Consider the following 19,092-nt stretch of genomic DNA (forward strand, 5'->3'; position numbering starts at 1 on the left):
GGATGTGTATAACGCACGGCCCCGATACGGGCCCGCGCCCGTACCGGGGTCCGTGCCGGGGCCCGTATCGGGGCGCGCGCCGGGGCCCGGCACCGTGCCGGCGCCGCGGACGCGGCCGCGGCGGCGTGCCGTGGGGGCCTGGGTGCCGTAGCCGACGAGCACGTTGCCGGAGCCCTCCTGCTCCGCGCCGGACGCGGCGGCCCCGGACGCGGCAGCCCCGGAAGCGGCGGCGGCCGGGCGGGAAGCGGAGGCCGGAGCGGAAGCCGCGGCGGGAGCGGGGGCGTCCCCCGCGCGGCCCGCGACCGCGACCGCCACCAGCGGCGCGCCGACGGGCACCTCGTCGCCCTCCTCGCCGTACCGCGCGGTGACGACGCCGCCGTGCGGGCACGGGACGTCCACCAGCGCCTTTGCCGTCTCGACCTCGACCACCGGCTGGTCGACGCCGACCACGTCGCCGACCGCGACCATCCATCGCACGATGGTGGCCTCGGTCAGGCCCTCGCCCAGGTCCGGGAGGGTGAATTCGCGGACTTCCGCCATCACTTACCGCCGCCTTCGCCGCCTTCGGTACCGCCGTCGCCGCCGCCATCGCCGGACATCGTCCAGCCACTCTCCCACTGCAGCCGCGCGACCGCGTCCAGAACGCGTTCCACGCCCGGCAGGTGGTGCCGCTCCAGCATCGGCGGCGGGTACGGGATGTCGAAGCCCGCGACGCGCAGCACCGGCGCCTCCAGAAAGTGGAAGCAGCGCTCGGTGACCCGGGCCGCGATCTCCCCGCCGGGCCCGCCGAAGCCCGCCGACTCGTGGACGACGACGGCGCGGCCCGTGCGCCGTACGGACGCCGCGACCGTCTCCTCGTCGAACGGCACCAGCGAGCGCAGGTCGACGACCTCCAGGTGCCGGCCCTCCTCGCGGGCGGCCTCGGCCGCCGCCAGGCAGACGGGCAGCGACGGCCCGTACGTGATCAGCGTCGCCGAGCCGCCCCGCCGGCGTACCACCGCGCGGCCGATGCCCGGAACCTCCTCGGGGGCTTCCGGTGACCATTCCTCTTTCGCCCAGTACAGCCGCTTGGGCTCCAGGAAGACGACCGGGTCGTCGGAGGCGACGGCGGCGCGCAACAGCCCGTACGCGTCCGCGACCGTCGCGGGCGTGACGACGTGCAGGCCGGGCGTCGCCGCGTAGTACGCCTCGGACGAGTCGCTGTGGTGCTCCACACCGCCGATTCCGCCTCCGTACGGGACGCGAATCGTGACCGGCATCGGGAGCGCGCCGCGCGTACGGTTCCGCATCCGCGCCACGTGCGAGATCAGCTGCTCGAACGACGGGTACGCGAAGGCGTCGAACTGCATCTCCACGACCGGCCGCAGCCCGTACATCGCCATGCCGACCGCCGTACCGAGGATTCCGGCCTCGGCCAGCGGCGTGTCCGTACAGCGGTCCTCGCCGAATTCACGTACCAGCCCGTCGGTCACCCGGAAGACGCCGCCGAGTGCGCCGACGTCCTCGCCCATGACGTGTACGGCGGGGTCCGCGGCCATGGCGTCGCGCAGCGCGCGGTTGATGGCCTGCGCCATCGAGACGGGCTTGCGCGCGGCCGCCGCGCCCGGGTCCGTGTCCGTGCCGCCGGGGGCGGCCGCGTCGACGGTGCTCATCGGGCGCCGCCTTCCCCACGGGCCTCCGCTTGGGATTCCGTATCGGACTCCGCCGCGGCCTGCGCCTCCGCGTCGAGCTCCGCCCGCAGCTGCGCGGCCTGCGCGTCCAGCTGGGCGGTCGGCTCCGCGTAGACGTCCGCGAACAGGTCCATCGGACGCAGCTCGGGGTCCTGGTTCATGCGGTCGCGCATGCCCGCGGCCAGCTCCTCCGCGTCCCGCGCGGCCTCCTCCGCCCCGGCGTCGTCGAGCAGGCCGCGGGAGCGCAGCTCACGTTCCAGCAGCGCGAGGGGATCGTGCTCGCGCCACGCCCGTACCTCGTCGTCGGTGCGGTAGCGGGTGGCGTCGTCCGCGTTGGTGTGGGCCTCGATGCGGTACGTGACGGCCTCGACCAGGGTCGGTCCGCCGCCCCGGCGGGCGTGCGCGACGGCGTCGCCGAGCGCGCGGTGCATGGCCGCGGCGTCGTTGCCGTCCACGAGCCGGCCCGGCATGCCGTAGCCGACGGCCTTGTGCGCGAGGGAGGGCGCGGCGGTCTGCTTGGCGAGCGGCACGGAGATCGCGAAGCCGTTGTTCTGTACGAGGAAGACGACCGGCGCGTGCCAGACGGCGGCGAAGTTGAGCGCCTCGTGGAAGTCGCCCTCGCTGGTGCCGCCGTCGCCGACGAGCGCGAGCGCGACCACGTCCTCGCCCTTCAGCCGCGCGGCGTGCGCCAGCCCCACGGCGTGCGGCAGGTGCGTGGCCAGCGGCGTGCAGAGGGGGGCGACGCGGGTCGCGCGCGGGTCGTAGCCGCTGTGCCAGTCGCCGCGCAGCAGCGACAGCACCTCGACCGGGTCGAGGCCGCGCGCGACGGCGGAGAGGGTGTCGCGGTAGCTGGGGAACAGCCAGTCCCGCTCCGCCAGCACCAGCCCGGCGGCGACCTGGGCGGCCTCCTGGCCGGCGGACGACGGGTAGACGGCCAGCCTGCCCTGTTTGGTGAGGGCGGTGGCCTGCTCGTTGTACCGCCTGCCGCGGACCAGTTCGCGGTAGAGCCGCGTGAGCGTCTCCGGGTCGAGGTCGGCGTCGGTCCCCAGCAGCCGGAACGGTTCGGCGTCCGGGAGCAGCGGCGCGGGATCGAGACGGGGGCGCCAGCCGGGCGGCGGGGCGAGACGGTAGGCACCGGGCTGCTCGAGGACCGTCACGGTGAGCACCTCCTCGTAGGGGTCGCTACAGGCAGGATGAACCTTCGCGAACCTTCTGGGTTCCCTACCGATTGTTCGGTCGCTGGCACATTTTGGCTACCGGCACCCCCACGCTGTGGACAAACGGTCCGGTAAGCCGATCCGCGGGTGCAGGACGTCCACGACGGGGAAGCCTGACCGTATGCCCGACGAACAAATGGCCAGTCCTCCCGCGCCCGACGAACCGGAGGACCGTCGTCCGCCCGTCCGCCCGCTCGACTCCGTCGACCGAGAGATCCTGCGGCTGCTGCGCGCGGACGGCCGCGCGTCGATACGTTCCGTCGCCGAGCAGGTGCACGTGTCGCGGGCCAACGCGTACGCGCGGATCAACCGGATGATCGACGACCGGGTGATCCGCGGCTTCAGCGCCCGTATCGACCAGGAGCGGGCGGGGCACGGCACGTCCGCGTACGTCACACTCAAGATCGTCCAGGACTCGTGGCGCGCCGTACGGGAGCGTCTGCGTGAGCTGCCCGGCGCCGCCCACATGGCGCTGGTGGGCGGCGACTTCGACGTACTGCTGCTGGTGCACACGGCGGACAACCGGTCCCTGCGGGACCTGGTGCTGACCCGCATCCAGGCGATCCCGGAAGTGCTGAGCACGCGCACGCTGCTGGTCTTCGAGGAAACGGACCTCGATCCGGAACCTTGACCGGCGAGTCGAGGAGCGGCGGCGGGCTCGCGGAGGCCGCTACTCCGCGGTGGCGAGCAGCCCGGCCAGGGTGGCGACGGCCTCCTCCGCGTCCGCGCCCTCGGCGCGTACGACCACCGTGCTGCCGGCGGTGGCGCCGAGCGCCATGACGGCGAGGACGCCGGTGGGGTTGACGGTGCGGCCGTCGTGGTCGAGTTCGACGGCGCTGCTGAACTGGCCCGCGGCCTGGGCGAGTTTGCCCGCCGGGCGCGCGTGCAGGTCGGCGGGGAGGACGACGGTGGACTCGTGCCGGGGTGCGGCGGTCTCGTGGGGTGCGGTGTCAGAGCTTGCGGACATGGCGGGCCTCCTCGGCGGCGTGGGCAACGGTGTCCAGGTCGGCGCCGCCCGCCGCGGTGACCACCGCCGCGACGGTGCCTTCCACGAACGGCGCGTCGACGATCCGCACGTCGTCCCGCGGGTGGTCGTCCAGGACGGTGCGGGTGGTGAGCACGGAGCTGCCGAGGTCCGGCAGCACGAGTACGCCCGCGCCCTGGTCGGCCTGGCGTACGGCCTCCAGCACGAGGTCGTAACTCGTCCCGATCCGGCCGTCGTCGGTGCCTCCGGCGGCCACGACGGGAACGGTGTCCGAACCGATCTGCTGGGCGACCCCGCGCAGCCCGAGCGCGAGATCGGCGCTGTGGGACACGAGTACGATGCCGACTGAACTGGTCATGAACGGGGATACTAGATTCCGGAATCCCGTTCAGCAATACCGAACGACAAACAGATGACCGAACGCCATCCGCGGCCACGCCGCACGACCACGGCGAGGAGTTTCCATGGTGCAGGCGGTGCAGCGGGCGGCGCGGATCCTGCGGGAGCTGGCGACGAGCGGTCCCCGCCTGGGCGTGACCGAGCTGGCCGACCGCATGGGCGTCGCCAAGCCGACCGCGCACGCGCTGCTGCGCACCCTGGAGGCCGAGGGCCTGGTCGTACAGGACAGGGAGAGCGCGAAGTACCAGCTCGGACCGGACCTGGTGCTGCTGGGGAACGCGTACCTGGACACGCAGGAGCTGCGCACCCGTTCGGTCACCTGGGCCGACCTGCTCGCCACCCAGTCCGGCGAGGCGGTGTGGGTCGCGGTGCTCAACGGCGACCACATGCTGGTCGTGCACCACGCGTTCCGGCCGGAGGGCGCCGTGCAGATCCTCGAGGTGGGCGCGAGCATCCCGTGGAGCACGTGCGCGCTGGGCAAGGCGGTGGTGGCGTTCGCGCCGGAGGAGGAGCGGGAGCGGCTGCTGTCGGCGGCGCTCGCCGTGCTGACCGGCGCCAGCATCACCGACGCCGGCGCGCTCGGCGAGCAGCTCGACCAGGCCAGACGGCTGGGGTACGCGGTGGAGGACCAGGAGTCCGCGCTCGGCGACGCCGGGATCGCGGCGCCCGTGTTCGACCGGTCCGGCGGGGTGGCCGGCGCGATCGGCGTGGTGGGCCCGGTGGAGCGGCTGCTGGCGGACCCGGCGGGGCAGGGGGCCCGGCAGGAGCCGCGGCAGGAACTCGCCGTCGCCGTACGGGAGACGGCGCGCAGCCTCTCGCGCGACCTGGGGGCGCCGCGGGGCACCGCACGCCGGGCGGGCGCCTGATCCGGGGGCCTGATCCGGGGGCCTCCGTACGCGGCGGGCCGCCGCTGCGTGCCGCCGGGTGCGCGGCGCGTGTGCTGCCGCCGGACTCTTGACAGTAACGAGCACGACACTTAGCTTCCGAACATCGTTCATTCATTGTGAACACGGACCCGGGAGCCGCGCCGTGAAGAAGCTCATCAACTCACCCGAGACGGTCCTGGACGACGCCCTGTCCGGGATGGCGGCTGCCCACCCCGGGCTCCGCGTCGACACGGAGGCGCGGGTGATCACCCGCGCCTCCGGCACCCGGCCCGGGAAGGTCGCCGTGGTCTCCGGCGGCGGATCCGGGCACGAGCCGCTGCACGGCGGCTTCGTCGGCGCGGGCATGCTCGCCGCCGCCTGTCCCGGCGAGGTGTTCACCTCCCCCGTCCCGGACCAGATCGTCGCCGCCGCACGGGCCGCGGACGCCGGAGCGGGCGTGCTGTTCGTGGTGAAGAACTACACCGGAGACGTCCTCAACTTCCAGGTCGCCGCCGAACTCGCGGAGGACGACGGCATCCGCGTCGAGACCGTCCTCGTCGACGACGACGTGGCCGTACGGGACTCCACCCACACGGCCGGACGGCGCGGCACCGGAGCCACCCTGTTCGTCGAGAAGATCGCCGGCGCGCTGGCCGAGCAGGGCGCCGACCTGGCGGCCGTCGCGAAGGCCGCGCGCGCGGTGAACGGCGCTTCCCGCTCGTTCGCCGTCGCCCTCACCTCCTGTACAACGCCCGCCGCCGGCCGTCCCGGCTTCGAACTCCCCGACGACGAGATCGAGGTGGGCGTCGGTATCCACGGCGAACCGGGCCGGCGGCGCGAGAAGATGCGCCCCGCGCGCGAGATCGTGGCGACCGCCCTGGACGCCGTCCTCGAGGACCAGCCGCTCGCCGCGGGCGACGAGACGCTCGTCCTCGTCAACGGGCTCGGCGGGACGCCGCTGATCGAGCTGTACGTCGTCTACAAGGAGGTGGCGGACGCCCTCGCCGAGCGCGGGGTGCGGATCGCCCGCCGTCTGGTGGGCAATTACGTCACCAGCCTGGACATGGCCGGAGTTTCGCTCACCCTGTGCAGGACGGATACCGACATGCTGGCCCTGTGGGACGCGCCGGTGGACACGCCTGCCCTGCACTGGGGCTGATCCGCCGTACCGGCGGCAGCCGGCACCTCGACCGGAGCCGTACCGGCCGGGAGCGCACCGGTCACAAGCCGGGAGCGTGCCCGACGTGGGCAACCAACCGTCGGGCACGCTCCCACCCACCCTCAACCGCCCTGCCACACAAAGGAGATCCGGTGGACATCTCCCTCGCCCGCAGCTGGGTGCAGGCCGTCGCCGCAGCCGTCGACGAACAGAAGGACCAGCTCACGCAGCTCGACTCGGCCATCGGCGACGCCGACCACGGCGCGAACATGCACCGCGGCTTCTCCGCCGTCCTCGACGTGCTGGACGGGCAGGAACCCGCCACTGTCGGCGACGTACTCGTCAAGACGGGCAGCACGCTGGTGTCCAAGGTGGGCGGCGCCTCCGGGCCGCTGTACGGCAGCGTCTTCCGCGCCATCGGCAAGAAACTGGACGAGCCCACGGCAGGCACCCGGGAGTTCGCCGACGCGCTCGCCGCCGGGCTGGAGAACCTGCAGCGGCTCGGCGCGGCGGCACCGGGCGACAAGACGATGGTCGACGCGTACGGGCCCGCGCTGGAGGCGTTCCTGCGGATCGCCGACGCGGACGGCGGTTTCGCGGAGGCGGCCGCCGCGGCCGCCGACGCAGCGGAGGAGGGCATGCGCGCGACCACGCCGCTCCAGGCGCGCAAGGGGCGGGCGTCGTACCTCGGCACGCGCAGCGTGGGGCACCAGGACCCGGGCGCGACGTCCACCGCGCTGGTGTTCCGTGCCCTCGCGGACACGGCGGCCGCGGCGGCCGCGCAGTGACGCCCGCCCAGCGACCGCCGGGCGAGCACCGTACGGAGGGCATCGCGCACCGTACGGAGGCCGCGGACCGTACGGCCGGAGGGGACCGTACGGAGTCGGCCGCGGACCGTACGGCGGCCGGGAGCCGTACGGAGGCGGCGCCCCGTATGCCGGCCCCCCGTACGCCGTCCCGCGTGGCCGCCGTACGGTGCGGCTTCGCCGGGAAGCCCGCCGCGGACGGTACGGCGCTGGGCATCCTGCACCGTACGGACCGGCCGCTGGCACGGCCCGAGCCGGCGGCGGAGCCGGCCGAGACGGCGGAGCGGCGCGTCACGGAGGCGTTCGACGCCGTCGCCGACCGGCTGCTCGGCCTGTCCGCGTCACTGCGCGCCGACGGGAAAGAGGACCAGGCGGACATCATGGAGGTGACCGCCCTCCTCGCACAGGACCCCGACCTGCGGTCCCGCGCCGTCGCCGGCGCCCGGCGCGGCACGGCCGCGGCGGCCGCCGTACGGGAGGCGGCCGAGGCGTACGCCACGGTCATCGGCTCGCTCAGCGACCCGACGCTCGCCGAACGCGCCACCGACGTACGCCAGGTCGGCCGCCGCGTACTCGCCGAACTGTCCGGCAGTACGCTGCCGCCGCCCGGCCAGCCGCTGGTCCTGGTGGCGCACGAGATCGGCGCGGCCGACCTGCTCGAACCGGGCCGTACGGTCGTCGCCGCGGCCTCCGTCACCGGCGGGCCCAACGGGCATGCCGCGATCGTGGCCCGCTCCCTGGGCATCCCGCTGCTGCTTGACGTCGATCCGGCGCTCACCGAACTCCCCGACGGGGAGCAGCTGCTGGTCGACGCCTCCGCGTCGCTCGCCGTCAGCCGCCCAGAACCGTCCGAGCGGGCCGCCGCGCTCGCCGCGATGGACGCCGCACGCGCCCGCCGCGAGGCGGTCGCCGCACAGCGGCACCTGCCGCCCGAGACGGTCGACGGCCACCGGATGGTGCTCAACGCCAACGTGGCCACCGCCGCCGAGGCCGGCGCCGCCCTGGAGGCGAACGCCGACGGCGTCGGGCTGCTCCGCACCGAACTCCCCTTCCTCACCGCCCGTTCCTGGCCGACGCGCGCACAGCACACCGCGGCACTCGCGCCCGTGCTGCGCAGGCTGGGCGGCGGAGCGGTCACCGTACGGACGCTGGACTTCGCGGACGACAAGCTGCCGCCGTTCCTCGTGGGGGAGCGCCCCGAGGGGCAGGCGCTGGGGCGCGGGCTGCCGCTGATGCTGGCGGCACCGGAGGCGTTCGGCGACCAGTTCCGCGCGCTGCTGGAGGCGGCCCGTACGGACGCGGGGCCGACCCGCAAGGACGCGGGACCAACGCGTAGAGACGCGGGGCCGAAGGCGGGCGGCGGCGCGGCACCGGACCTGCGCATCATGATCCCGATGGTCGCCGACGTCAGCGAACTCCACGCCTGCCGCGGCATCCTCTACCGCACCGCAGCCGAACTCGGCGTCGAGGCACCGCCGCTGGGCGTCATGGTCGAGCTCCCGGAGGCTGTCGCGGCTGCGGACGAACTGGCCCGCACGGCAGCGTTCCTGTCCATCGGCAGCAACGACCTCACCTGCCAGCTGCTGGGCCTGGACCGCCGCGACCCCTCCGCGACACCCGCGCTCGCGGCGCACCCACGGGTGCTGGAGGCGATCGGGCAGGTCGTCAACGCCGCCCGCAGGCACCACCGTTCGGTGTCGGTCTGCGGCGACGCTGCGGCGCACCCGCTGGTGACGCCGCTGCTGATCGGGCTGGGCGTGGACGCGCTGTCGGTGGCGTCGGGCGCGCTGGACGAGGTACGCGCCCGCGTACGCGGTCTCGCGCGGGACGACTGCGCCGCACTGGCGGCGGAGGCACTGACCCTGTCCACAGCCGAAGAGGTGTGGGCGCTGGTGCGGCGGGACTGCCCGTAAGAGCGGCCGCGGCCGCCGGCTGGTGAACGGACGGTCGAGTCGCTACCGGGGGCTTTCCCCACCCCCGTTCGGTGGCTTGCCGCATTACGGGCGGGCGGGGGCGTTCGTAGGTTGAGGGCATGACGAAGACGACCGCCGGCGCCGCGCTGGCACTGGCCCTGATCGCCGTGGCCGCGACGCTGTCCGGCTGCTCGATGGAGCAGGTCAGCGACGGGAAGGCGAAGCACAAGAGCTTCGCGCTGACCGGGCGGCAGCTGACCGTGGTCACCGGCGACAGCCGGCTGGAGCTGGTGCCCGTCGACCGCGAGGCGGACGCCGCCGGCACGCGGCAGCTCGATGTCACGCGCTGGTTCAAGGCGTCCAAGCTGAACGGAAAAGTGGGTGCCGACTGGGAGTTGGAGGGCGGCGACACCCTGCGGCTCAAGGTCACGTGCAAGGGCCTCATGGTGGACTGCAGCGCGCGGCACCGGGTCGAGGTGCCACGGGACGTGGCGGTGGACGTGCGGTCGCAGGACGGGCGGGTGAGCGCGAGCGGCTTCAGCACGCCGCTGTCGATACGTACGGCCGACGGGGACGTCGAGGTGCGCGGCGCGGGCGCGGACCTGAAGCTCCGTACGGCGGACGGGGACATACGGGCGGAAAAGCTGCGTTCGCGTTCGGTGTCGGCCCGTTCGCAGGACGGCTCGCTGACGCTGGGCTTCCGGGAGCCGCCGACCTCGGTCCGTACGGAGAGCCAGGACGGCAGCACGACCGTGACCGCGCCGCGCACGCCGTACCGCATACGTACGGACACGGCGGACGGCTCAGTGGACGTGTCGCTGCCGCGGCGGAAGTCCAGCCCGCGGAGCATCGAGGCGACGGCGCAGGACGGGAGCATCACGCTGCGCGGCTCGTAGGGGCACGGCTCGCAGGGGCACGGCTCGTAGGGGGCGCAGGGGCACAGCGCGTACGGGGGCATGGGTGGGACTTGGGCGTCGTCCGGGCAACGGGCCGCGGGCGCCCGGCCGTTCAGCCGTTCCCGGCCCGAGGGGCGGGCGCCGTGGTCCGTTCGGTACGCTCGTCGGCTTACGAAGGCAGACGCCGGAGGACGACGACGGAGGACGACGATGTCCGTGCCACCACCGCCGCGGCCGCACGGCGGCCAGGGCGGACCCGGCGGACCGGGTCCGTACGCGCAGCGCGGCTCGTACGGTCCCGCGCAGCCCGGACCGTACGGGCCGCCGCAGGGCGGTCACGGGCAGCAGGGGATGCCCGGCGGCCACGGACAGCACGGCGTGCACGGGCCGCACGGGCCATCGCACGGACCGTCGCACGGGCCATCGCACGGCCCGCCGCCGCCCGGCGGGCCGCCGCCGCGGGGGAACAACTCCGGGCGGCTGGCGGCCGTCGCCGTCGTGGCGGGCGTGCTGGCGCTGGCCATGGTCGCGTGGATCGTCTGGGAGGCGTACGACCCGTCCGACGGCTCGTCCGACCCCGCCGCGCCCCAACGGTCCTCCCCCGCCTCGGAGGAGACCATGGGCCCCGTCTACAAGCTGTCCCTTCCCGAGACCCTGCAGGGCGGCCGCTACAAGCTGTCCCGCGACCTGACCGAGAACACCGAACGGGACCGCCCGCGCGGCACCGACTTCGCCGATCAGCTGCAGGCGAAGGCCGGCCTGTACACGGCATCCGGTCCCGCCGCCGAGGGCGCGGAGGGCGGCGGGGACGAGTTCATCTTCCAGGGACTGAGTTCGACGGAGCCCGATCCGACGTTCCCGCGCTACGGAATGCTCGACGGCATGACCGACGACCCGGGCGTCCGTGTCGCCGTCGCGCGCCGGCTGTTCACCTTGGAGGGCGGCAAGCTCGCGTGCGAGGTGCACCGCAACTCGGCGCAGGGGGACGGTCAGCGTACGTTCCCGATGTGCTCCTGGATCGACCCGCACACGCAGGGCATCGTCATGGACAGCAGCCCCGCGACCCAGGGCATGGACCCGGCCGAGGTGGACCTCAAGGCGTTCGCGCGGAAGACCGCCAAGGTGCGCGACGAGGTCCGCGTACCGGCCGGCTGACCCCGGCGAGCGGGCGGCCCGCGGCGCGAGCGCGCGGCGGCCGGACGGCGACCGGACGGCGACCGGGTGACGGGCCGGAGCCGCGGGGCGCGGAATAACGGTCGGCGGCGCTCACTTCCGCTAGGTGTACGGGGGGCGCGCGTATGCGGCGCCCGACGTCACCTACCGAGGAGCAGACCATGGCCCTGAGCCGTGAAGAACGTGAGCAGTTCCTTGCCGAGCCGCACGTCGCCGCCCTGTCGGTGGACTCGGGGCAGCGGGGGCGGGCGCCGCTGACCGTCCCCGTCTGGTACCAGTACGCGCCCGGCGGCGACGTCTGGGTGCTGACCGGCCGCGACTCGCGCAAGGCCGAACTGATCGCCAAGGCGGGCCGGTTCACGCTGCTGGTCGACCGTCTGGAGCCGACCGTCCGCTACGTCTCCGTCGAGGGCGCCGTGATCGAGACGGCCGCCGGCACCCATGACGACCTGGTGGAGATCTCCTCCCGCTACCTGCCCGCCGACAAGGTCGACGGCTATGTCGCGCACATGGAGGCGGAGGAGGGCGACATGGTGGTCCTCCACATGCGCCCGCAGCGCTGGGTCAGCTCGGACCTCGGCGAGGTCTGAGCCGTACGGGCGCGGGCGTACGACCCGCCTACGGTCCTGGGCGTACGGCCCCGCGTACGGTCGCCGGCGCGCGGGGCGGCCGTACGGCGCGTACCGGCGGCGAGTCCGTTTCGTTCAAGACCGCGGGGCCGACGGGGGCGGAGGCTGGGCACATGGACACCAAGAAGCCCGACCTCACCGCCGCCACCGCCTTCATGACCACGCACGCCCGCCTCCTGGACCGGCGGCGCCTCGAACTGCTGCTCGGCCGCTGCACGCCGGACGCGGTGATCGCCGCCCTGGACGCGTACCGCAACCCCGACGGCGGCTACGGCTGGGGCCTCGAACCCGACCTGCGGGCGCGCGGCAGCCAGCCGGTCGCGGCGCTGCACGCGTTCGAACCGCTGGCGGAGTGCGGGCCGGAAACGTATCCGCAGGCGAAGGCGGTGTGCGACTGGCTGGAGTCGGTGGCGCTGCCGGACGGCGGCATGCCGTTCGCGCTGCCCATGGAGGGCCCGGACCTGGCGGGCGCGGCGCCGTTCTGGGCGGCGGCCGACCCGGCCGCGCCGTCGCTCCACATGACCGCGGTCGTGGCCGGCGCCGCCCACCGCGTGGGCCGCCACGACCCGGCCGTACGGGACCACCGCTGGCTGGCGCGGGCCACGGACTTCTGCCGGCGCGCGATCGCCGCGCTGGACGCGCCGCCGCACGCAATCGAGTTCCGCTTCGTCCTCGACCTGCTGGACACCCTGCACGGCACACACGACTGGGCCGGGCCCGAACTGGAGCGGCTGGCGGCGTGGCTGCCACACACGGGCCGCATGGCGGTCGAGGGCGGCGCGGAGGGCGAGTCGATGCGCCCGCTGGACTTCGCCCCGCTCCCGGACCGCCCGCTACGGCGCCTGATCGACGCCGAGGTGATCAGCGCGGAGCTGGACCGGCTGGCCGCGGGACAGCAGCACGACGGCGGCTGGGCGGTCGACTTCGCGGCGCAGTCACCGGCCGGGGCGCTGGAGTGGCGCGGCTACGCCACGGTGGGCGCGGTGACCGTGCTCCGCGCCAACGGCCGTCTCTAACGGGCCACTTACCGCCCAGGCGAGTGCTGCGGCGCCCGGTCACGGCACGCCCAGCAGGCGCAGCAGCGCCGCCGTGGCCGCCGCCGCCAGGACGACGACCACGAACGGCAGCCGCCGCCACGCCAGTACGCCGCCCATCGCGACCCCCGCCGGGCGCGCCACCCCGGCGGACTCCGCGCCCTCGCTCAGTGCCGTCGTCGCCACCAGGGCGACGAGCAGGACGACGGCGGAGGTCGTCATCAGCCGCTCGGCGCGCTCCGTCACGTGCAGCCGCGCCCGCAGCAGCGGCCCGGCGAACCGGAACGTGAACGTCCCGGCGGCCAGTACGGCGACCGCGCCCAGCACCAGGGCCGTGTGCGCGCTCATCGGACCGGCTCCTCTCGCCCGCACCCGGTACGGCCCGGCGCACCGGGTGCGTCCGGCTGTTCCGGCCCGTCCGGCTGTTCCGGCCCGTCCTGCTCACCCGGCCCGTCCTGCTCACCCGGCCCGTCCGGCTGTTCCGGCTTGTGCCCGCGCCGCCGCCTTCCGCCCCCGAGCGGCAGCAGCAACGCCGTCAGCGCCAGCAGCACGGGCAGCCCGGCGGGCAGGAACGGTGTGGCGGCCAGCGCGAGGACGGCCCCGGCGAGCGCCGTACGGCGCGTACGGGCGTCCCGTAGCGACGGGAACACCAGCGCCAGCAGCACGGCCGGGAACATCGCGTCCAGCCCGTACGTGTCGGTGTCGCCCATGACGCTGCCGAGCAGCCCGCCGGCGAGCGTGCCCAGCGGCCAGCAGACGAGGATGCCGATGCCGCAGGCCCAGTACGCGGCGCGCTTGCGGGCGGGGTCGGACTGGCCGAGCGCGAAGACGATCGACTCGTCGTTCATGACGTGGCTGCCGAGGACGCGCTGCCTGCCGCGGCCGATCACCTCGCTGACGGCCAGCCCGAACGGCAGGTGCCGGGAGTTGACCAGCAGCCCGGCGACGGCCGCCGCGACCGGGCTGCCACCGGCGGCGACGATCCCGACGAACAGGATCTCGGAGGCGCCGGCGAGTACGAGTACGGAGAGCGCGAGCGGCAGCCACAGGTCGAGGCCCAGGCCCACGGAGATCGCGCCGTAGGACATGCCGACGACGCCGTCCGCCAGGCAGACGAGGCCGATCTCCCAGCGGAGCCGGCGGTCCAGGGTTCGCCATATCGAACGCATGCCTTCTAGACTGAACGAGACCGCATCGGTCCGTCAAACCGAACAGTCGACTTCTGGAGCGAACGAATGGCACAGCGGCCAGGCCCCGGCAGCGAAGACGACGGCACAGGCACCGGCGCCGACACCCGCGCCGGCGGCGCGCGCACCGGCCGTACGGAGTCCCGCGCCCCGCTCGCCGCCATCGCCGCGTCCCTGCAGCAGGAACGGCGCCGCGCCGGGCTGTCCCTCGCGGAGGTGGCGCGGCGGGCGGGCATCGCGAAGTCGACGCTCTCCCAGCTGGAGTCCGGCACCGGCAACCCGAGCGTCGAGACCCTCTGGGCCCTCAGCGTCACCCTCGACGTGCCCTTCGCGCGGCTCGTCGACCCGCCGCGGCCCACGGTCCAGGTGATCAGGGCGGGCGAGGGGCCGGCGTTCGCCTCGGAACGCTCCGACTACCTCGCCACCCTCCTGTCGTCCGCACCCCCGAACGCGCGCCGCGACCTGTTCCTCGTCACCGCCCAGCCCGGCACGCCGCGCGAGTCGGAGCCGCACATGCCGGGCGTCGTCGAGCACGTCGTGCTGTGCTCGGGGCGCGCGTACGTCGGCCTCTCCGCGGACCCCGTCGAGCTGGGCCCCGGCGACTACACCGCCTATCCGGGCGATGTGCCGCACGTGTTCAGGGCGCTGGAGCCGGACACGCGGGCGGTGCTTGTCTCCGAGCACAACTGACGGCGCGTACGGGCACGCCGACCCGGCCTGTACGGGCGTACGGGTGCGTGAGATACGGGCGCGGGCGTACGGCTACCAGTGCGCGGGCCGTACGAACGCCCGCGGCACCCGCGTCGCGCCGTCCCCCTTCGCGGCGTTGAGCTGGGACTGGGTGAGGAACAGGCAGTCCGTCAGGTCTGCGCCGCTCAGGTCCGCGTCCCGCAGGTCCGCGCCGAGCAAGTCGGCCGTACGCAGGTCGGCGCCCGTGAGGTCGGCGGCGATCAGCAGCGCGCCGCGCAGGCTGGCACCGCGCAGGTTCGCGCGCCGCAGCCGGGCCCCCATCAGGTCCGCCCCGCGGCGGTTCTGGTGCCGGGCCCCCGGCACCCCGGCCCGTACGAGCTCGCTCACGCGCAGCAGCAGCGCGCTGACGCCGTCCCGGTGGGCGGCCACGTCGAGGGAGGCGAGTTCGTCCGGGCCGCCGAGGGTGAGGTGCTCGGTGTGCTCCAGTGACGCACGGAGCTCCCCGTGCACGGGAGCGGCGGCGGGGAGGGTGAGGGCTTCGGTGAGGTACCAGAGCAGCTCGTGCAGCTGCCGCATGACGGGCAGCACCGCGAACATGGCCCCCGCCGTCTCCGGCGCCTGCCGCCAGTCCCGTCCGCCGAAGGTGACCTGGGAGACCTTCTGCCCGGCACCGAAACAGTCGTAGACGGTGCAGCCCCGGTAGCCCTCCTGCCGCAGCCGGGAGTGGATACCGCAGCCGAAGTCCGTGTCCAGATGCGTACAGGGCTCCCCGGCGGCCTTGTCCCGCGCGAAGTCCGCCGACACCGCGAAGGGCAGCGCGACACAGCACAGACCGAAGCAGCCGGCGCAGTCGGCCCGCAGGTCGGCGCGCTCGGGTACGGCGGGGGTCGGGGACACGGATCTCCTGCCGGGGTACGGGTGCGGGTCACCCCCATTCTCCCGGACACCGAACGGAACCGGCCGCCGGTGGGCTCCCCGTACGCGGAGGCGGAGCACCGCGTACGGGGGGCGAGCGCCCGTAATCCGTTCGGCAGCCGTACGGCCCGGCTGGCACGATGGTCCGTCCCCCGCTGCCGCCACTCCCACCACGGAATCAGACTGATGCTGCCTGTCGAGACGTTCCTCACCCTCCGCGAACGCCGTTTCGCCTACCTGGACTTCGGGGGTACCGGCCCCGTCGTACTCGCGCTGCACGGGCATTTCGGGCGTGGGCGCGCGTTCGGGGCGCTGGCCGCGGCGCTCGGCGGGCGGTACCGCGTTGTCGCGCTCGATCAGCGCGGGCACGGGCTATCCGGGCACGGTGGGGGTTTCAGCCCCGGCGACTACGTCGAGGACGCGGCCGCCTTCCTGCGTGCGCTCGGCCTCGCGCCGGCGGCGGTCGTCGGGCACTCCATGGGCGGCGTCGTCGCGTTCGGGCTCGCCGAGCGGTACCCGGAGCTGGTCGGCGCGTTGGTGGTGGCCGACATGACGGTGCTGAACGCCGAGCCCGAGACGCATCCCGTGCTGGACGTCTCCGGGTGGCCGCGCCGCGCGGGGTCGCCGGACGAGTTGCGCCGGGCGATCGAGGAGCGGGGCGTGCCCGACGCGGGCTACTTCCTGGAGAGCGCCGTCCGGGACGGGGACGGCTGGCGGCTGCTGTTCGACCCGGACGAGATGATGGTCTCCCAACGCGCCTTCACCGGCGACCACTCCGCCTCCTGGTACGCGTCCGGGCAGCCCGCGCTGCTGCTGCGCGCCGAGCACAGCTTCATGCTCAGCCGGAGCACGGCGGAGCGGATGGCGGCCGGCCGTACGGACACCGAACTCGTCGAACTGCCGGGCTGCGGGCACTGGTTGTACGACGACGACCCGGACGGCTTCGCGCGAGCCATCGGCTCGTTCCTGGACCGGCACCACGGCGCGGTGGACGCGGGGGACGGCGGCTGAACGCGTCCGCCCCCGCCGAGCGCCGCTCGCCGAGCGCCCCTTGCCAGGGCGCCCCGCGCCCGTAACGATGTCCCCGTCACCACGGGGGCACCGCAGCGTCACCACGCCGGAGCGTGCTGGAGGCACCCATGCCGGACTTCGACCGTACCGACCGTACGGACCGTGCGACGCAATCGAACCGTACGCCCCGAGCCGACCGAACGGCGCGAACGGACCGCAGGACCGTCCTCTCCGCGGCCGCCGCCACCGCGGCCGGCGGCCTCGCCCTCACCGGCGCCGGAGCGGCGCCGGCCGCCGCCGCGCCCGCGGACCGCGGGGGCCACGGCGGGCGGCCGGCCACCGCGCAGCCGCCCGGGCGCGAACTCCGCGCGCTGCTCAAGGAGATCGACCCGGCGCGGATCGAGGCGACCGTACGCAAGCTCGCCTCGTTCGGCACCCGGCACACCCTCTCCGCGCAGGACGACCCGGAGCGCGGCATCGGCGCCGCACGCGACTGGATACTGGCGCAGCTGCGCCGGTACGCCGCGGCTTCCGGCGGCCGCATGACCGCCGAACTGCAGTCGTACGTCCAGGAGCCCGCCGAGCGCATCCCCGAACCGACCCGCATCACCAACGTGCTGGCGACCCTGCGCGGCACGACCGCGCCCGGCCGCGTGTACGTCGTCTCCGGCCACTACGACTCGCGCGCGTCCGACGTCATGGACGCCACCAGCGACGCGCCGGGCGCCGACGACGACGCGTCGGGCGTCGCCGTCGTCATGGAACTGGCGCGGCTGATGGCCACCCGGCGGACGGCGGCGACCGTCGTGTTCGCGGCCGTCGCGGGGGAGGAGCAGGGGCTGTACGGGGCGGGGCACATGGCGGAGCGGTTCAAGGCCGGAGACACCGACGTGCAGGCCATGTTCACCAACGACATCATCGGCAGCCCCACCGCCGACGACGGCACCCGCGACCCGTACACGGTGCGGCTGTTCGCCGAGGGCGTGCCCACCTCCGAGACGGAGGAGGAGGCGGACATCCGCCGGTCGGTCGGCGGCGAGAACGACTCGCCGTCCCGGCAGCTCGCCCGCTTCGTCCGGGACGTCGCGGTCAACGACGCGACGGGCATGGACGTACGGGTGATCTACCGGCGCGACCGCTACCTGCGCGGCGGCGACCACATCCCGTTCCTCGAACAGGGCTATCCCGGCGCCCGCTTCACCGAGCCCGCCGAGGACTACGCGCACCAGCACCAGGACGTACGGGTGGAGGACGGCAAGCAGTACGGCGACCTCGCCGAGTTCTGCGACTTCCGCTACATCGCGCGGGTGGCGCGCGTGAACGGAGCCGCGCTCTGGACGCTGGCGCAGGCGCCCGGCACGCCGCGGGGCGTGAAGATCGTGACGAGCGCCCTCACCAACTCCACGGAACTGGTGTGGGAACGGGGCGACGAGCCGGACCTCGCCGGGTACGAGGTGGTGTGGCGCGAGACCACGGAGCCGGAGTGGACGCACGTGGCCGAGGCGGGTGACACGACGCGGCACACGGTGGACCTGTCGAAGGACAACGTCTTCTTCGGCGTGCGCGCGGTGAACCGCGCGGGTCACCGCAGCCCGGTCGCGTTCCCGGTGCCGTCCCGCTGACACCCGGTGCCGTCCGGCTGACACACCCGGTGCCATCCCGCTGACGCGTCCGGTGCCGTCCCGCCGACGGGGCGCGCCGGTCGTCCGACGCGTGGCGACCGCCCGTACGGGGCGCCTCGTGCCGGGGCGCAGCTAGAGGATCTCCCAGTCCAGCTCCCCCTCCTCCGTGACGGTCCGCTCGTACGAGTCCAGCACCTCGCCGGTCTCCATGGCCGTCACGGACGCCTCGAAGAGCGCGGGCAGCGAGGCCCACATCGCGTGGCTCTCGAAGAACGCGCCCTGCTCGTGGTCCGCGTCACCGATCCGGCCGCGGCAGGCCGTCGGGCGCTGGTCCAGCACGAGGTAGTCGCCGCAGCCGTCCGCCGCGAACGGTATCCACAGCCGGTGCCACCACGGCCCGTGCTCCGACTCGTCCAGCTCGGACTCCGCCTCCGGCTCCGCCGCTTCGGCACCCTTCCCGTGGATACGGGAGCGCAGCCGCCAGTGGTCCGCGATGCCCTCGGCGCTGAGCAGCGACCAGAACGGCGGGAGCAGCGTGAGGTGGTCCGTCCCGTCGTGCCGCAGCAGCGACTCGACCAGCGGGTCGGGGAAGGGCAGCCCCACTGCCCGCTCCGCCTCGGCGATGGCGGCGCGGTCGGCGGGCGGAGCCAGCGCGGCGTACGTGGCGGGGGCGTGGTGGACGAGCCAACTCTCCGCCCGCTCCCAGGATTCGGCAATGGAGATCGTCACGCTTCCGATGCTGCCACCCGCCACTGACAGCGGCCCGCGATCACCGGTCCGCGATCACCGGTCCGCGATCACGGGGTCGACGGTCACGGGGTCGGCGGTCACGGGGCCGCCGTCACGGCATCGGCAGCCCCGCGGCGAGTCCCGCGGCGAGCAGCGTCTGCCCCGGATTCGACGACCGCCGTGCCGACGCT

The 19,092-nt window shown here is 74.5% G+C and carries 21 protein-coding genes; 12 read left to right on the forward strand and 9 right to left on the reverse strand.

Annotated features, from left to right (window positions below):
* The 3 genes from DVA86_RS12865 to pdhA form a co-directional block, all read right to left on the reverse strand.
* A partial coding sequence (locus DVA86_RS12865; protein WP_342776356.1) for a biotin/lipoyl-containing protein occupies positions 1-540 on the reverse strand: 540 nt, incomplete at its 3' end.
* Positions 540-1,652: an alpha-ketoacid dehydrogenase subunit beta gene (locus DVA86_RS12870; RefSeq protein WP_208878264.1), complete on the reverse strand. Its 1,113-nt coding sequence runs from the start codon at positions 1,650-1,652 to the stop codon at positions 540-542. The genes DVA86_RS12870 and DVA86_RS12865, both read right to left, overlap by 1 nt.
* On the reverse strand, positions 1,649-2,827 hold the full coding sequence (pdhA, locus tag DVA86_RS12875) for a pyruvate dehydrogenase (acetyl-transferring) E1 component subunit alpha (protein ID WP_208878266.1): 1,179 nt from the start codon (positions 2,825-2,827) through the stop codon (positions 1,649-1,651). Before pdhA ends, DVA86_RS12870 begins: the two co-directional genes overlap by 4 nt.
* A gap of 181 nt (positions 2,828-3,008) precedes the next feature.
* Here pdhA and DVA86_RS12880 point away from each other — a divergent pair, with 181 nt between their 5' ends.
* Positions 3,009-3,518: an Lrp/AsnC family transcriptional regulator gene (locus tag DVA86_RS12880; RefSeq protein WP_208878267.1), complete on the forward strand. Its 510-nt coding sequence runs from the start codon at positions 3,009-3,011 to the stop codon at positions 3,516-3,518.
* A 39-nt stretch (positions 3,519-3,557) separates the two neighbouring features.
* Here the strand turns inward: DVA86_RS12880 and DVA86_RS12885 are convergent, their stop codons facing one another.
* Positions 3,558-3,854: an HPr family phosphocarrier protein gene (locus DVA86_RS12885; RefSeq protein ID WP_208878268.1), complete on the reverse strand. Its 297-nt coding sequence runs from the start codon at positions 3,852-3,854 to the stop codon at positions 3,558-3,560.
* Complete coding sequence (gene dhaM, locus DVA86_RS12890; RefSeq protein ID WP_208878270.1) at positions 3,838-4,230, reverse strand: dihydroxyacetone kinase phosphoryl donor subunit DhaM; 393 nt, start codon at positions 4,228-4,230, stop codon at positions 3,838-3,840. Before dhaM ends, DVA86_RS12885 begins: the two co-directional genes overlap by 17 nt.
* A 106-nt stretch (positions 4,231-4,336) precedes the next feature.
* On the opposite strand from dhaM, the gene DVA86_RS12895 reads away from it, so the two are divergent.
* The 8 genes from DVA86_RS12895 to DVA86_RS12930 all read left to right on the forward strand — a co-directional run bounded on the left by DVA86_RS12895 (position 4,337) and on the right by DVA86_RS12930 (position 12,729).
* Positions 4,337-5,137: an IclR family transcriptional regulator gene (locus DVA86_RS12895; protein ID WP_208878272.1), complete on the forward strand. Its 801-nt coding sequence runs from the start codon at positions 4,337-4,339 to the stop codon at positions 5,135-5,137.
* A gap of 163 nt (positions 5,138-5,300) precedes the next feature.
* Positions 5,301-6,296 (forward strand): dihydroxyacetone kinase subunit DhaK, encoded by a 996-nt coding sequence (gene dhaK / locus DVA86_RS12900; protein WP_208878273.1) that lies wholly within the window; start codon positions 5,301-5,303, stop codon positions 6,294-6,296.
* Positions 6,297-6,448: 152 nt separating this feature from the next.
* Positions 6,449-7,084, forward strand: coding sequence for a dihydroxyacetone kinase subunit DhaL (gene dhaL / locus DVA86_RS12905; RefSeq protein ID WP_208878275.1), 636 nt, complete (start codon positions 6,449-6,451; stop codon positions 7,082-7,084).
* Positions 7,081-9,015: a putative PEP-binding protein gene (locus tag DVA86_RS12910; RefSeq protein WP_208878277.1), complete on the forward strand. Its 1,935-nt coding sequence runs from the start codon at positions 7,081-7,083 to the stop codon at positions 9,013-9,015. Before dhaL ends, DVA86_RS12910 begins: the two co-directional genes overlap by 4 nt.
* A gap of 119 nt (positions 9,016-9,134) precedes the next feature.
* A complete protein-coding gene (locus tag DVA86_RS12915; RefSeq protein ID WP_208878278.1) occupies positions 9,135-9,911 on the forward strand; it encodes a DUF4097 family beta strand repeat-containing protein in 777 nt (258 codons plus the stop codon).
* Between the two features lie 210 nt (positions 9,912-10,121).
* Positions 10,122-11,066 (forward strand): hypothetical protein, encoded by a 945-nt coding sequence (locus tag DVA86_RS12920; RefSeq protein WP_208878280.1) that lies wholly within the window; start codon positions 10,122-10,124, stop codon positions 11,064-11,066.
* A gap of 179 nt (positions 11,067-11,245) precedes the next feature.
* Positions 11,246-11,674, forward strand: coding sequence for a pyridoxamine 5'-phosphate oxidase family protein (locus tag DVA86_RS12925; RefSeq protein ID WP_208878281.1), 429 nt, complete (start codon positions 11,246-11,248; stop codon positions 11,672-11,674).
* A gap of 152 nt (positions 11,675-11,826) precedes the next feature.
* Complete coding sequence (locus DVA86_RS12930; RefSeq protein ID WP_208878282.1) at positions 11,827-12,729, forward strand: hypothetical protein; 903 nt, start codon at positions 11,827-11,829, stop codon at positions 12,727-12,729.
* Between the two features lie 39 nt (positions 12,730-12,768).
* Here DVA86_RS12930 and DVA86_RS12935 read toward each other — a convergent pair whose 3' ends face one another.
* Both DVA86_RS12935 and DVA86_RS12940 read right to left on the reverse strand, forming a co-directional pair.
* Positions 12,769-13,095, reverse strand: coding sequence for an AzlD domain-containing protein (locus tag DVA86_RS12935; protein ID WP_208878284.1), 327 nt, complete (start codon positions 13,093-13,095; stop codon positions 12,769-12,771).
* Positions 13,092-13,916, reverse strand: a complete 825-nt coding sequence (locus tag DVA86_RS12940) for an AzlC family ABC transporter permease (protein WP_208878286.1) — start codon at positions 13,914-13,916, stop codon at positions 13,092-13,094. Before DVA86_RS12940 ends, DVA86_RS12935 begins: the two co-directional genes overlap by 4 nt.
* A 66-nt stretch (positions 13,917-13,982) precedes the next feature.
* Here DVA86_RS12940 and DVA86_RS12945 point away from each other — a divergent pair, with 66 nt between their 5' ends.
* Positions 13,983-14,624, forward strand: coding sequence for a helix-turn-helix domain-containing protein (locus DVA86_RS12945; protein ID WP_208878287.1), 642 nt, complete (start codon positions 13,983-13,985; stop codon positions 14,622-14,624).
* Between the two features lie 72 nt (positions 14,625-14,696).
* On the opposite strand, the gene DVA86_RS12950 is transcribed toward DVA86_RS12945, so the two are convergent.
* The gene (locus DVA86_RS12950) at positions 14,697-15,521 is read right to left on the reverse strand and encodes a pentapeptide repeat-containing protein (RefSeq protein ID WP_245996531.1); all 825 of its coding nucleotides are present in this window, start codon (positions 15,519-15,521) and stop codon (positions 14,697-14,699) included.
* A 204-nt stretch (positions 15,522-15,725) separates the two neighbouring features.
* Between DVA86_RS12950 and DVA86_RS12955 the strand changes: the two genes are divergently transcribed.
* Positions 15,726-16,550: an alpha/beta fold hydrolase gene (locus DVA86_RS12955; protein ID WP_208878291.1), complete on the forward strand. Its 825-nt coding sequence runs from the start codon at positions 15,726-15,728 to the stop codon at positions 16,548-16,550.
* Positions 16,551-16,678: 128 nt separating this feature from the next.
* Complete coding sequence (locus DVA86_RS12960) at positions 16,679-18,172, forward strand: M20/M25/M40 family metallo-hydrolase (RefSeq protein WP_208878293.1); 1,494 nt, start codon at positions 16,679-16,681, stop codon at positions 18,170-18,172.
* A gap of 132 nt (positions 18,173-18,304) precedes the next feature.
* Here DVA86_RS12960 and DVA86_RS12965 read toward each other — a convergent pair whose 3' ends face one another.
* The gene (locus tag DVA86_RS12965) at positions 18,305-18,901 is read right to left on the reverse strand and encodes an SMI1/KNR4 family protein (protein ID WP_245996532.1); all 597 of its coding nucleotides are present in this window, start codon (positions 18,899-18,901) and stop codon (positions 18,305-18,307) included.
* Positions 18,902-19,092 lie beyond the last annotated feature (191 nt).

The sequence above is a fragment of the Streptomyces armeniacus genome, from assembly GCF_003355155.1.
Taxonomy (GTDB): domain Bacteria; phylum Actinomycetota; class Actinomycetes; order Streptomycetales; family Streptomycetaceae; genus Streptomyces; species Streptomyces armeniacus.